Annotated in this window: 11 protein-coding genes and 3 pseudogenes; 10 read left to right on the forward strand and 4 right to left on the reverse strand. The window is 64.6% G+C overall.

Features of this window, described 5'->3' with window-relative positions; translation table 11 throughout:
• Positions 1-27: 27 nt before the first annotated feature.
• Together MWN34_RS16495 and MWN34_RS16500 are read left to right on the forward strand one after the other, a co-directional pair.
• A complete protein-coding gene (locus MWN34_RS16495) occupies positions 28-351 on the forward strand; it encodes a hypothetical protein (protein WP_247030416.1) in 324 nt (107 codons plus the stop codon).
• Positions 352-424: 73 nt separating this feature from the next.
• Positions 425-700 (forward strand): annotated as a pseudogene (locus MWN34_RS16500) (hypothetical protein); the annotation flags it as partial.
• Between the two features lie 530 nt (positions 701-1,230).
• Here MWN34_RS16500 and MWN34_RS16505 read toward each other — a convergent pair.
• A complete protein-coding gene (locus tag MWN34_RS16505; RefSeq protein ID WP_247030417.1) occupies positions 1,231-1,479 on the reverse strand; it encodes a hypothetical protein in 249 nt (82 codons plus the stop codon).
• 760 nt (positions 1,480-2,239) lie between these two features.
• On the opposite strand from MWN34_RS16505, the gene MWN34_RS16510 reads away from it, so the two are divergent.
• Entirely contained in the window at positions 2,240-2,488 is a 249-nt protein-coding gene (locus tag MWN34_RS16510) for a type II toxin-antitoxin system VapB family antitoxin (RefSeq protein ID WP_247030418.1), read from the forward strand.
• A pseudogene (locus MWN34_RS16515) lies at positions 2,485-2,927 on the forward strand (type II toxin-antitoxin system VapC family toxin). The gene MWN34_RS16510 and the pseudogene MWN34_RS16515 overlap by 4 nt, the downstream one beginning before the upstream one ends.
• On the opposite strand, the pseudogene MWN34_RS16520 reads toward MWN34_RS16515, so the two are convergent.
• Positions 2,924-3,522, reverse strand: a pseudogene (locus MWN34_RS16520) (transposase); the annotation flags it as partial. The pseudogenes MWN34_RS16515 and MWN34_RS16520 overlap by 4 nt on opposite strands.
• A 74-nt stretch (positions 3,523-3,596) precedes the next feature.
• Here MWN34_RS16520 and MWN34_RS16525 point away from each other — a divergent pair.
• On the forward strand, positions 3,597-3,983 hold the full coding sequence (locus tag MWN34_RS16525) for a transposase family protein (RefSeq protein ID WP_247030419.1): 387 nt from the start codon (positions 3,597-3,599) through the stop codon (positions 3,981-3,983).
• A gap of 49 nt (positions 3,984-4,032) precedes the next feature.
• Here the strand turns inward: MWN34_RS16525 and MWN34_RS16530 are convergent, their stop codons facing one another.
• The gene (locus tag MWN34_RS16530) at positions 4,033-4,965 is read right to left on the reverse strand and encodes a response regulator transcription factor (protein WP_247030420.1); all 933 of its coding nucleotides are present in this window, start codon (positions 4,963-4,965) and stop codon (positions 4,033-4,035) included.
• On the reverse strand, positions 4,955-8,338 hold the full coding sequence (locus MWN34_RS16535) for a hybrid sensor histidine kinase/response regulator (RefSeq protein WP_247030421.1): 3,384 nt from the start codon (positions 8,336-8,338) through the stop codon (positions 4,955-4,957). Before MWN34_RS16535 ends, MWN34_RS16530 begins: the two co-directional genes overlap by 11 nt.
• 497 nt (positions 8,339-8,835) lie before the next feature.
• Between MWN34_RS16535 and urtA the strand changes: the two genes are divergently transcribed.
• From urtA to urtE, 5 genes are all read left to right on the forward strand, one after another.
• Positions 8,836-10,119 carry an urea ABC transporter substrate-binding protein gene (gene urtA / locus MWN34_RS16540; protein ID WP_247030422.1) on the forward strand — a complete coding sequence of 428 codons (1,284 nt, stop codon included), beginning with the start codon at positions 8,836-8,838 and terminating at the stop codon, positions 10,117-10,119.
• Between the two features lie 144 nt (positions 10,120-10,263).
• A complete protein-coding gene (gene urtB, locus MWN34_RS16545; protein ID WP_247030423.1) occupies positions 10,264-11,190 on the forward strand; it encodes an urea ABC transporter permease subunit UrtB in 927 nt (308 codons plus the stop codon).
• Positions 11,191-11,200: 10 nt separating this feature from the next.
• Complete coding sequence (gene urtC / locus MWN34_RS16550) at positions 11,201-12,331, forward strand: urea ABC transporter permease subunit UrtC (protein ID WP_247030424.1); 1,131 nt, start codon at positions 11,201-11,203, stop codon at positions 12,329-12,331.
• 14 nt (positions 12,332-12,345) lie between these two features.
• Positions 12,346-13,113, forward strand: a complete 768-nt coding sequence (gene urtD / locus MWN34_RS16555) for an urea ABC transporter ATP-binding protein UrtD (protein WP_247030425.1) — start codon at positions 12,346-12,348, stop codon at positions 13,111-13,113.
• A 12-nt stretch (positions 13,114-13,125) separates the two neighbouring features.
• Positions 13,126-13,815, forward strand: a complete 690-nt coding sequence (gene urtE, locus MWN34_RS16560; protein WP_247030426.1) for an urea ABC transporter ATP-binding subunit UrtE — start codon at positions 13,126-13,128, stop codon at positions 13,813-13,815.
• Positions 13,816-13,847 lie beyond the last annotated feature (32 nt).

Below are 13,847 nucleotides of genomic sequence, written 5' to 3' on the forward strand. Positions count from 1 at the left end.
GCCGTGCGGCTTTGAAGGGCACGCACCATGACCGGGGATCAGGCGCAGGGTGCGGCGCCAGCCGAGCCGGACACGCTCGACCTGAGCGAGGCGGACAAGTTGAACCGCCACTTCCACCATCAAACCGGACGGATCACGCCGTCCGGTTTCGCATTTGGGGAGGATCGATTGAATCCAACGGCACAGAGCGCTATGTTCCGCGCCATGAGCGTGCAGACCAGATCCGTCGTGAAAGATACTCCTTCGATCGAGGAGCCTGTCGTTCGTGCGCGGCCGACGGTTGACGTCGAGGCGTTTGCTAGGCGCGTGCTCAAGCGCTGGCCAAAAGTGATGGCGAAGCTTGGCGAATAATCCGTGCCAAGCCCTTTCTTCAGCACAGCCGCCGACGTCATTACCCTCAATCAGATCTTCGTCGAAGCCATGCGTGACGCCGCTACCGGGTGCGCTGGGCGGGACGGAGCTGTGCGCGTGGCGGCTTGACCAAGCCGTGCATCGATCGAGTTGGGACAGCGGCGAGGGAGCGTATCGGGTCGGAGGCCGCTGACGTGGATGGGGTTCATATTGTCCAGCCGGACGACGTGCCGAACCCGAACTGGCTCCGCCCTTGGAACCTGCTCTTCCTGCCCGCCCTTCCGCGTCATACTGTACGGTCAAGGTCCAGGAACGGTTCGCACTCGATACCCGCCCGCACCCGCCGACGCCCTCGGTGAGCACCCTCTGTCCAACCGGAATCCAGCTGTCCGCGCGTTTCATCGACGAAACACTGCAAACCTAACGGGTCGACCGATCAGCGCGATGAATCGGTCGACACTGGCTGATTCAGAATAGGCGTTGGACGATGCCGCGGCAGGCGGCGAGACGCCGGCCATGACCGAGGAGAAGCTCCAGAACGTCCATCTTCGTCGCATCGAACCGCCTCTGATGCGAGCCAGAGATCCGCTGAAACCTGTTCCCTCGTCCAGCCCACGGCAATCAGGGGCATTCTTCGTGTGGACGGGGACAGATCACCGTGGTTCGGCGCTGGTTTCCAGCCGGCGCGGGATATTCGGCGCCGATCACAGGTAACGGAGTTCAGACGGCGGAGGATCCGCTCCCGGATTGTCCGGGGCAGCGAAGGTATCCCCATCGCCCACCGCCGTTCTTCTAGGACTTCGATTTGGTATGCGCGTCTCGCTGCCCATAAGCAGCGGGCAAGCCGACACTGCCCGCACGGGGCAATGCCGTTTGGGATCAGCAGAGATCTGGCGCACCTGGCGGGTGGGGGCGTTCCCCTCGTACACCTGCCACATCCGCCTGCGTGATCACGCCGTGATGCAACATGAAGGCGAGCATCTCGTCCAGTTTCCTGCGTGATGCCCGTCCGTGCCTGCCACGAGACACATCACCGACGAGATCCGGCGGCTCCAATCGATCAGCAGGATCGTCATATCCATCGCGATACATGTCGGTGATCTTGCGAAGCAGCTCACTTTTGCTCATATTCCAGTCTCCATTGTTTTGTCAGTATCCGATATTGTCCATATTTCGACGGAGATGAACTGCACGATTTATGCGTGTTCTGTTCTGTTTCTTCATCAATGCACAGTAGCGCGCGATGCGATGGGATCACATCAGGTGCTTTAAGGCGTTATAGCGGTGACGAGACCGACAGCGCGCAGGTCATCATGCGCGGCGCATGGCAGGGATCGGGAAGGGCAGGGCGGAGCTGGAGCCACAGAACCCGACCTCAAAATCTGACCCCGCGATCCGTCGCCGTTCTTGGGTGCCCGTGCGGGAGCGAACCGTCCCCCGACCCCGGAACCGTTCCACGGGGACCTAACGTGACGGAGTCCGAAAGCGATCTGGTTCGGCACACACTGACGGATCTCGGTGTACGGCTTCCTTCCTCCTGCGCTCGGATGGTGGAAGCCCCATGCCGAAAGCCAATACCACCACGATACACGCGACGCCGCGCTGGAAGTGATGAATGGCGACGCCTCGACGTCCCCGGTCCGACAGGCGTTCAGCGCAGCGGCAGAAGAGACCGACATTGTGGCCGGCGTAGGGGGATCGCCAAGGTGGCGGCTACCGGTGGCAAGGAACCCGGCCGGGCGGCGAACGCAAGACCATAACGGAGCCCTGAATTCCATAAGGTTCGTACATCGGTTCGCGACGCGGACAACAGATCGCCGCTTGGCACGACGCGCGCGACACGGCAGAATGGTAGAAATATAGAATTTTGGTAGATCCGGAGGTATCCATGAGCCTCAATGTCAAAGATCCCGAAGCGCACCGCCTCGCGCAAGCTATCTCCCGTGCCACGGGCGAGAGCATGACACGCGTCGTCACCGAGGCTTTGCGCGAACGTTATGCCAAGATCGAGCAGCGGAAAGGCAACGCCAGCGTGCAAGAGCTGCTGGCTATCGCCGATCGGGCCGCCGCGCACGTGAAGCGGCCTTACGCAGACCATGCCGAGATGCTCTACGATGATAATGGCCTGCCGAAATGATTATCGGCACGTCGGCCATGGTCGCGATCCTTTACCGCGAGCCGGAGGCGGAAGCCTTCGCGCAGCTTATTCATGATGCCGACGACTGCCGGATCAGCGTGGCGAGTTACGTCGAGCTGTCGATGGTGGTTGAAAACCAGCTCGGCCCGGAAGGCCTGCGACAGGCGGAAGCGTTCTTTCGACGCGCCGGGGTCATGGTCGAGCCGGTCACGGTCGAACATGGCGAGCTGGCCCGCCAGGCATTTCTCGATTTCGGAAAAGGCCGGCACAAGGCTGGCCTGAACTACGGCGATTGCTTTCCTATGCTCTCGCGAAGGCCACGGGCGAACCGCTCCTGTTCAAAGGCAACGACTTTAAAGAGACGGATATGAAGAGCGCCCACAAGCCGAACGAACGGAAGTCCAATGAGGCTTCCAAGAGTCCGGTTGGGAACTCTTAATGAGTGATACGTCGGAGGACGAGGCCGCCCATTGCGACGTGGATCATAGCCTTGGATACGTCGATACGAGTTTCATAGTCGCGCACTAGTCGCCGCCAGCGTATCATCCAGCCGAAGGTGCGTTCGACAACCCAGTGGGGTGGCAGAACCTTGAAAGCAGGCTCGGTCTCGATGCGCTTGATGATCTCGATGAAGAAGTCGAGATAAGCGGCCTTGTCCATGAGCTTCCTCGATCATAGGCGTTTTCCGCGAAGAGTTTCTTGAGCCAGGGCCAGCGTTTACGAATGGCGTCTAGGATCTGTTGCGCCCCGGCGCTGTCTGAGATGGCCGCCGGTGTCAGATTGACCATGAGCAGGCGCCCGTCCGTAACGACAGCAAATGTGGCGCCTGCGACCAACCGTCTTCTTCGCGCCATCGAAGCTACGTTCGGCCCCGGGCGCGGGCGCCTTGACCGTCTGGCTGTCGAAAATACCGCCGGAAGGGCTGACCTCTCACCCGGCGCGTTCACGGTCGATCATCAGCGCCAGATCATGGATCGTCGGACCAGGAACAGCCGTACGAAACGGCGGAACCACCAATAGTGTGAAGCGGCGTGGAATAAGGTCTCTGACTCACTTTTGATGGAGTTGAGCGTCTGGCTGGCAGTGGTTCACATGGAGAATCAATGCCATGGGTCAACATTTACAGGTCTCGGAGCTGATGCCGCCCGGGTTTGTTGTCGATGAAGTGATTGACGCGGGTTCCGGCATCCGGATCTGCCTCCGTGCGTCCAGCGCGACGAGTTGTTGCCCGGGATGCGGGGCAGCCTCGATGCGCGTTCACAGCCGCTATGCCCGGCAACTGGCAGATCTGCCGCTTTCCGGCAGGCCGGTCTATCTCCTTATTCGGGCACGACGCTTTCATTGCGATGCGGTGCTGTGCCCTCGCCGCATCTTCACGGAGCGCTTCGATAACGAGGCGCTGCTGCCGTGGTCCCGGCGCACATCCCGGCTCGATCAGATCATCCACCATCTCGGGCTTGCTTTGGGCGGCCGACCTGCCGCGCACGTTGCGTGAAGGCTGATGCCACCACTTCAGCTTGGAGCCGAGCGGGGCCGCCGCGCTCTCAGAGCGAAGCGAGGGCCTTGATCGCAAGCGCCGTCGCCGCGGCTCGGTTCTCGACCCCGATCTTGGCGTAGACCTGTTCGAGATGCTTGTTCACGGTGCGAGGCGACAGGGCGAGGATCTCGGCGATGTCGCGGTTCGACTTGCCCCGCGCCAGCCAGAGCAGTACCTCGGCCTCCCTGAGGGTTAGGCCGAGGCGCGCGCGCAGGAGTTGTTCGGGCGGCTGGCCGCTGTCCTCGACGATGCGCAGCAGCAATTCGTCGGCGCCGATCTGGCCGACATAGGAGATCCTGACGGTGCGCGGGCTGTCGGGGACCGGCAGGTCGAGCGAGCCGGGCTCGGTGATCGAGGGATCGCGCCGGCGCGCCCCGAGCCATGCGAGCACGGGCGGCGGCAGCAGGAAGCTGTCCCCCGGCGTCGCGGTGGCGATGCTCGCGAGCAGGTCGCCCGCCTTTGGCGTGCTCCACAGCACCCGCCCCCCGGACGTCGCGGAGAGCAGGAAGCGCCCCGACGCGTCCAGCGCGGCGCGCGCGCTATGGGTCTGCCGGGCATTGGCGAGATGCACGCGCATCCGCGCGATGAGCTCGTCCGGCCGGATCGGCTTGGTGACGTAGTCGACGCCGCCGGATTCGAGACCCTTCACGATCTGCTCGGTTTCCGAAAGCCCGGTCATGAAGATCACCGGGACATGGGCGAGCGAGCCGTTGCGCTTGAGCAGGCGGCAGGTCTCGAAACCGTCCATGCCCGGCATGATGGCGTCCATCAGGATGACGTCGGGCGTGATGCGGTCGACGAGGGCGAGGGCGCCCGCGCCCTCCCGCGCCACCAGCACGGTCACGCCGGCGGCCTCCAGCGCGTCGGTGAGGACGCTCAGGGTCTCGGGGGAATCGTCCACCACCAGGACGATGTCACGGCGCTCAACGCTATGCATCATGGCCGCGCAGTGCCTCCAGCACCGACATGTACCTCTTGAAGTCGAACGCCTCCATGACGTCGCGCATTTGGGCGACGAAGGCGCGGTGATCGGGCGAGAGAGCCTCGATCTCGTTCAGCTTGGCCTGGATGCCGCGCACATAGCCGATCTCGCCGAGCTTCATCAGGTCGTCGATATGGCCGAGCGAGGGCGGGCGACCCATCGGGGCCAACGGCTCGCTGCGTACCGCCGATGGCGCATCCTCGATCCATTCGAGGTCGAGGAGGGCTTGCATCTTCTCGATGAGAACCCGCAGGTCCACCGGTTTCACCATGTGGTCGTCGTGATGGCCGGCCTGCGTGCCGGCGCCCATCTCGCCGGCATTGGCCGAGATCATGAGGATGCGCAGCCGGCCGAAGCCTTCATCGCGAAGCTGGCGCGCCACTTCCCAGCCGTCGAGGCGCGGCATCGAGATGTCGAGCAGCAGGAGGTCGGGATCCCATTGCCGCACCAGGTCGAGCGCCGCGACGCCGTCGCTCGCCGCGATGACGGTGAAGCCGAGCGGCATGAGCAGCTCGTGCATCAGCTCGCGATGGGCGTCGTCGTCGTCCGCCACCACCACGGTACGGCGCCGGCCCGCATAGCCGCCGATGCGTCGGCTTTCGATCGGCCCCGCCAGCGAAGGATGGGCGACCTCCGACAGCATCAACCGCACCCGGAAGGTGGTGCCGGCGCCGGGGGCGGAGGTCAGGGAGATGTCGCCGCCCATGATCTCGGTGAGCAGCCGGGTGATGGTGAGGCCGAGCCCGATGCCGTTCGTCGTGTAAGTGCCGGCGCGCTCGCCGCGTTCGAAGGGCTCGAAGATCCGGGCATGATCAGGGGAGGGAATGCCGATGCCGGTATCCTCCACGGTGAAGTCGGCTACCTGGTTGCGGTAGCTCATCCTCAGCGCCACGCTGCCGGAACTGGTGAACTTGATCGCGTTCGACAGCAGGTTGATGAGGATCTGGCGGGTGCGCTTCTCGTCGATTACGACGACGGCCGGCATCAGTTCCGGCCGTGCATGGATGAAGTCGAGCCCCTTCGCCGTGGCCTGAAGGCGGAACATGTCCACGATCTGGTCGAGGAAGTCGGAGATGCGGACCTCGTCGCGCGACAGATAGAGCCGCCCCGCCTCGATCTTCGATATGTCCAGCAGGCCGTCGATCAGCCCCGACAGGTGTTCGGCCGAGCGGCGCATCACCCGGATCGCGTCGCGCCGGTGCGCGGGGATGGAGGTGTCGCGCTCCAGCAGTTGGGCATAGCCGAGGATGGCGTTCAGCGGCGTGCGCAACTCGTGGCTGATGCCGACGACATAGCGGCTCTTGGCGAGGTTGGCGGCCTCGGCCACCTCCTTGGCCTTCTGCAGCTTGGCGTCGGTGCGCTTGTGGGCGGCGATCTCGCGGAACAGCAGCGCGGTCTGCCGCGTGCTTTCCTCCTGGGCCACGCGCCGGCTTTCCTGCGCGAGGACGAACAGCCACGCGGCGACGCCGGCGATGATGAGCAGGATGAAATAGAGGGTGAACAGCGTCGAGCCGATCACCTCGCGCTGCGCCGCCGGGCCGAAGGTCGCCTGGAAATAGATCAGCGCGAGGATCGCCCCGATCAGCAAAGCGAGCAGCGAGAGCACGCCGATATAGTGCCCGATGCGCGAATTAATGCCCGCCACCATCCAGCCGGGCAGCGTGGCCCGGAGCACCGCGAGGATCTGGTCGGGGAAGCGCGCCTCCTCCTTGCAGCGGTCGTGGCAGCGCGCGTCGAGCGAGCAGCACAGCGAGCAGATGGGCCCCGAATAGACCGGGCAATGGGCCATGTCTTCCGGCTCGAAGCGATGCTCACAGATGCAGCACCGGAGCGTCGCCTTGCCCTGCCAGCTGTGCTGGGCGCGGCGGGCGAGGTAATAGCGCCCGCGCGTGGCGACGGCGATCGCCGGTGCGGTGGTGAAGGAGACGCCGAGCGCGACGAAGGGCGCGAAGGCCTGGAGGGTCGTGCCGAGCAGGCCGGCGAAGGCGATCATCGCCACCACCGTGCCGGCCGCGACCGCGCCGACCCCGACCGGGTTGATGTCGTAGAGATGGGCGCGCTTGAACTCGATGCCCGGCGGGCTGAGGTCCAGCGGCTTGTTGACGACAAGATCGGCCACCAGCGCCGCGACCCAAGCCACCGCCACGATGGCGTAGAGGCCGAGGATCTGTTCCAGCGCCTTGTAGACGCCGAGCGCCATCAGCAGCAGGGCGATGGTGACGTTGAAGACCAGCCAGACCACCCGGCCGGGATGCGAATGGGTGAGCCGCGAGAAGAAGTTCGACCAGGCGATCGACCCCGCATAGGAATTCGTCACGTTGATCTTGAGCTGGGCGAGGATCACGAAGATGCCGGTCAGGACGAGGGCGGCCTTGGGCGGCAGCATGGTTTCGAAGGCGAGCAGATACATCTGCGTCGGCTCGGCGGCATGGGCGAGGGGCACGCCGTGGCTCAGCGCGAAATAGGCGAGGAAGGAGCCGCCGAGCATCTTCAGGCCGCCGGGGATGATCCAGCCCGGCCCCGCCGCCAGCAGCGCCGTCCACCAGGCCAGTTCGCGCCTGCGCGCATCCGCGCCCGGAGCCCGACGCGGCAGGAAGCGCAGGAAATCGACCTGCTCTCCGATCTGCGCCACCAGCGCGAACACCACCGTCGTCGCGGCGCCGAACAGCAGCGGGTCGAAGGCCCCGTCCGGGGAGCCGAAACGGCCCGTGAAGCTGCTCCAGCCGGAAAGGTCGCCGCCATGCTTCCAGGCGATGAACAGGAACGGCAGGATGTTCAGCGCCACCCACAGCGGCTGGGTCCAGAGTTGGAACCGGCTGATGAAGGTTATGCCGTGGGTGACGAGGGGAATGACGACCAGCGCGCTGACGAAGTAGCCCGCCATCAGCGGCACGCCGAAGCACATCTCCAGCGCCAGCGCCATGATCGCCGCCTCGATGGCGAAGAACAGATAGGTGAAGGACGCGTAGATCAGCGACGTCAGGGTAGAGCCGATATAGCCGAAGCCGGCGCCGCGGGTCAGCAGGTCGATGTCGACGCCGAACTTGGCGGCGTAGTAGCTGATCGGCAGGCCGGCGGCGAAGATGATGGCGCACACGGCGAGGATGGCGGCCACCGCGTTCGGGAAGCCGTAGGCGAGCGTCACCGCGCCGCCGATCGCCTCCAGCGCGAGAAAGGATATGGCGCCCAGCGCCGTGTTGGCCACGCGCAGCGGCGACCAGCGGCGTGCGCTCTTGGCGGTGAAGCGGAGCGCGTAATCCTCGAGGGTCTCGTTGACCACCCACTGATTGTAGCGCCGGCGGACGCGAATGATCTTCTGTTCGCCCGCCATGCGTGGCTGCTCCCGTACCGGATCCCTCTGCACCACCCCGACGCCTGCCACATGCCCGCGCCCGCCGGGACGGCCCGAAGGCCGATCTCCGCAACGCGCCGCAACAAAACCCTCGCTGCCCCGCCGCAGCATGAAGACTGTTTGCCGACTTCACGCCGAATGCAAGGAACGTACAAGAAAAATCGAGTTCAAGTCCTTTATCTGCCTTGATCGTTTGCCGCTTGCCAAAAAATGCGGCAGTCGATGGCTCCGGTTATAACTGTCGGGATGATCGCGCGCGCGAGCACAACTCGACGATAGCTACACTGTCCGCCGTCGCGCGGCGCGCAGCATCCCCATCGAAACCTACTGTGCGATCGCCGCTGGCGAATCTCTATACGTCAATCGACGTATTGCTGCGACGCAGCGACATCCGCACGATCATCCCCAACGCCGGAAAGGTGCAGCCAAAATCAAGAACCTGTCTTGGCCACGTCAAACCCGTGGAGGGGGATGTCATGTCTTCGAACGATGATTTTCCGAAAAAGTTTTCCTCTACCCGTCGTACGTTCATCCAGGGAATGTCGCTCCTGCCCGCGGCGTCTCTGCTTGGAACGACATCGCTGTTCCCGCGCATGGCGCTGGCCGATACGCCGCCGACCGCGCAGGTGAACACCACCGGTCTTGCGGTGACGGACAGCGAGGTCACGGTCGGCATCCTGCATTCCGTGACCGGCACCATGGCGATCTCGGAGACCGGCTCGGTGCAGGCCGAGAAGCTGGCGATCGACCAGATCAACGCCAGCGGCGGCGTGCTCGGCCGCAAGATCAAGTTCATCCAGGAAGACGGCGCCTCCGACTGGCCGACCTTCGCCGAGAAGGCGAAGAAGCTGCTGGTCAACGACAAGTGCGCCTCGGTGTTCGGCTGCTGGACGTCGGCCTCGCGCAAGGCGGTTCTGCCGGTGTTCGAACAGTATAACGGCATGCTCTACTACCCGACCTTCTATGAAGGGCTGGAGCAGTCCAAGAACGTGATCTATACCGGACAGGAAGCGACGCAGCAGATCATCGCCGGCCTCAACTGGGTGAACAAGACCAAGGGCGCCAAGACGTTCTACCTGCTCGGGTCGGACTATATCTGGCCGCGTACCTCCAACAAGATCGCGCGGAAGCACATCGAGAACTTCATGGAGGGGACGAGCGTCGTCGGCGAGGAATATTTCCCGCTCGGCCACACCCAGTTCAACTCGGTGATCAACAAGATCAAGCTGAAGAAGCCGGACGTGATCTACGCCATCATCGTCGGCGGGTCGAACGTCGCCTTCTACAAGCAGCTCAAGGCCGCCGGCATCGACCTTTCCAAGCAGACGCTGCTGACGATCTCCGTCACGGAAGACGAGATCGACGGCATCGGCGGCGAGAACATCGCCGGCGCCTATAGCTGCATGAAGTACTTCCAGTCGCTCGACAATCCGAACAACAAGGAATTCGTCGCCGCCTTCAAGAAGATGTGGGGCGAGAAGACGGTGATTGGCGACGTGACGCAGGCCGCCTATCTCGGCCCGTGGCTGTGGAAGATGGCGGTCGAGAAGGCCGGCTCCTTCGACATCGACAAGATCGCCGAGGCCTCGCCCGGCATCGAGTTCACCAAGGCGCCCGAGGGCTACGTCAAGATCCACCCGAACCACCATCTGTGGTCGCGCACGCGGGTCGGCATGGCGCAGACCGACGGCCAGTTCAAGGTCGTGTTCGAGACGCCCGACCTGATCGAGCCGAACCCCTTCCCGAAGGGCTACCAGTGATCCGAAGGCCCTTGGCCGGACGTTCCGCCGGCCGCGACATCGCGCGCGGCCGGCGGGAACGCTCGTCTTCGAGGCGCGGCCGGCCGCGGCCGCGGGAGTGACACGGGTGCGGGCATCAGCGCCGGGGCACCAGGGGGATCCATCATGTTCTCAGACTATTCGCTGACCGAACTCGGCTCGATCTTCGTGATGCAGGGTTTCGCCGGCCTGATCCTGTTCTCGGTCTTCCTGCTGATGGCGCTCGGACTGGCCATCATCTTCGGGCAGATGGGCGTGATCAACATGGCCCATGGCGAGTTCATGATCCTCGGTGCCTATGTCACCTATTTCACCTCGCAGTTCTTTCTCAACTATCTGCCGTCGCTGTTCGGCATCTATTTCTTCATCGCCATGATCCTCGCCTTCATCGCCTCCGGGGCGCTGGGAATGGCGGTGGAATGGCTGATGATCCGGCACCTCTACAAGCGCCCGCTCGACACGCTGCTCGCCACCTGGGGCCTCAGCCTCATCCTGCAGCAGGTCTACCGCTCGGTCTTCGGCCCGCGCGAGGTGGGCGTGGAGCTGCCGGGCTGGATGATGGGCTCGCTCAATCTCACCGACGCCATCGAGGTGCAGATCAACGGCCTGTTCGTGATGGGGCTGACGATCGCCATCACCATCGCCGTCGCGCTGCTGATGTACCGGTCGAGCTGGGGCAAGCAGGTGCGCGCGGTGGTGCAGAACCGCACCATGGCCGGCGCGGTGGGCATCAACACCGAGCGCGTGGACCGGCTCACCTTCGGGCTCGGCTGCGGCATCGCCGGCGTGGCCGGCTCGGCCTTCACCATGATCGGCTCCACCGGCCCGACCGCCGGGCAGCTCTACATCGTGGACACGTTCCTCGTCGTGGTCTTCGGCGGCGCGCAGAGCCTGATCGGCACCATCGCCTCGGCCTTCACCATCTCGCAGGCGCAGTCGACCATGGAATTCTTCCTGTCGGGCTCCATGGCCAAGGTCCTCACCCTGCTCGGCGTCATCATCATCCTGATGCTCCGGCCGCAGGGCCTGTTCGTGATCAAGGTCCGGCGCTGAGGAGGCCCCCATGACCCATATCGGCCGCTCCTTCTTCCTGGCCCGCAAGGACGTCGTCGGCATCGTGGTGCTGGCCATCCTGCTCGTCGTCGTCCTGCCGCTGACGCTGGACAGCTTCCGCCTCCAGTTCGTCGGCAAATATCTGACCTACGCCTTCGTCGCCCTCGGGCTAGTGCTCTGCTGGGGCTATGCCGGGATCCTGTCGCTCGGGCAGGGGGTGTTCTTCGGCCTCGGCGGCTATTGCATGGCGATGTATCTCAAGCTGGAAGCCTCCAGCGTCGAGAACACCAAGATCCAGTCGACGCCCGGCATCCCGGACTTCATGGACTGGAACCAGATCACCGAGCTGCCCTTCTTCTGGAAGCCGTTCCACAGCTTTCCGCTGACCCTCGTCGCCATCGTCGCGGTGCCGGCCCTGTTCGCCTTCATCATCGGCTTCGCGATGTTCAAGCGGCGGGTCGGCGGCGTCTATTTCGCCATCATCACCCAGGCGATCGCGGCGGTGCTGACGATCCTGATCGTCGGCCAGCAGGGTTATACCGGCGGCATCAACGGCATCACCGACCTGCGCACGCTGCACGGCTGGGACATCCGCACCGACGCCGCCAAGACGGTGCTCTACTTCGTCTGCGTCGCCCTGCTGTTCGCCTGCATCCTGCTCGCCTATTACGTGAAGTCCTCCAAGCTCGGCCGCATCCTCGTCGCCATGCGCGACAAGGAGGACCGGGTCCGCTTCTCGGGCTACGACGTCGCGAACTTCAAGGTGTTCGTCTTCTGTCTGGCGGCCGCGCTCTCCGCGATCGGCGGGGCCATGTTCACGCTCCAGGTCGGTTTCATGTCGCCCTCCTTCGTCGGCATCGTGCCCTCGATCGAGATGGTGATCTATTGCGCCGTCGGCGGCCGGCTCTCGATCCTCGGCGCGGTGTACGGGACGCTGCTGGTCAACTGGGCCAAGACCTCCTTCTCCGAAAGCTTTCCCGAACTCTGGCTGCTCGGCCTCGGCGGGCTCTTCATCGCCGTGGTGCTCGCCTTCCCGAACGGCCTGGCCGGCATCTGGCAGACCTATGTGGCGCCGCGCCTCGGCTTCCTGTCCGGCACCAAGCCGACGGATCCCGGCGCCGCGCCCGTGGCCGCGGAATGAGGGAGGGCACGCAGATGAGCGCGCACGTTATCAGTGACCAGATGAACCCCGACTTCGCGCTGGCGGTCGAGGGGCTGACCGTCTCCTTCGACGGGTTCAAGGCGGTGGACGACCTGTCCTTCTATGTCGACCAGAACGAGATCCGCGTCATCATCGGCCCCAACGGCGCCGGCAAGACCACGGTGCTCGACCTGATCTGCGGGCGGACCCGCGCGACCTTCGGCTCCATCCGCTTCAAGGGGCGCGAGCTGACCCGGCTGAAGGAGCACGACATCGTGCTCGCCGGCGTCGGCCGCAAGTTCCAGACGCCGTCGATCTATGACGACCTGACGGTGTTCGAGAATCTCGAAATCTCCTACCCGAAGGGCCGCAACGTCCTCGGCGCCCTCACCTTCCGGCGCGACGCGGCGGTGCGCGAGCGGGTGGAGGAGGTGGCCTCTACCATCTTCCTCGCCGACCGGCTCAACGAGCGGGCCGAATATCTCTCCCACGGCCAGAAGCAGTGGCTGGAGATCGGCATGCTGCTGATCCAGGACCCCGAGCTTCTCATGCTGGACGAACCCGTCGCCGGCATGAGCGTGTCGGAGCGCAAGAAGACCGCGGAACTGCTGCACACCATCATCCGCGACCGCTCGGTCATCGTCATCGAGCACGACATGAAGTTCGTCGAGGACATCGCCCACAAGGTCACGGTGCTGCACCAGGGCAAGATCCTCTCCGAAGGCCCGATGGCGAAGGTCCAGGCGGACCCGAAGGTCATCGAGGTTTATCTCGGGCATTGAGGGAGGACGCGCATGCTCGACGTCTCACGCCTCGTCGTCTCCTACGGCCAGAGCGAAGTCCTGCACGGGCTGGACTTCACCGTCGCGCCGAACGAGATCGTCGCCATCATGGGCCGCAACGGCATGGGCAAGACCACGCTCATGAAGTCGCTCATGGGCATCGTCCCGACCCGCAGCGGCGCGGTCGCCATCGACGGCACCGATGTCACGGCGCTCAGGAGCTATGAGCGGGTCGCCCGCGGAATCGCCTATGTGCCGCAGGGCCGCATGATCTTCCCCACCATGACGGTGAAGGAGAACATCGAGACCGGCCTCATCGTCCATGGCGGCCGGAGCGTGCCGGGCGATCTCTACGAGCTGTTCCCGGTGCTGCTGGAGATGAAGGGGCGGCGCGGCGGCAACCTCTCCGGCGGCCAGCAGCAGCAGTTGGCCATCGCCCGCGCCCTCGCGACGCGGCCCAAGGTGCTGCTGCTCGACGAGCCGACCGAGGGCATCCAGCCCTCCATCATCCGCGAGATGGCGCGCACGCTCAGGCGCATCCGCGACGAGCGCGGCCTGTCCATCGTCGTCTCCGAGCAGGTGCTGTCCTTCGCGCTCGACATCGCCGACCGGGTGCTGGTCATCGAGAACGGCGAGATCGTCCACGAGAGCCCGCGCGCCGCGATCGACGAGGCGCGGGTCGCCCGCTTCCTGTCCGTCTGACGTCACCGGCCCGCGCGGGCCGGCCGCACCGA

The sequence above is a fragment of the Ancylobacter crimeensis genome, from assembly GCF_023016805.1.
Lineage (GTDB): Bacteria > Pseudomonadota > Alphaproteobacteria > Rhizobiales > Xanthobacteraceae > Ancylobacter > Ancylobacter crimeensis.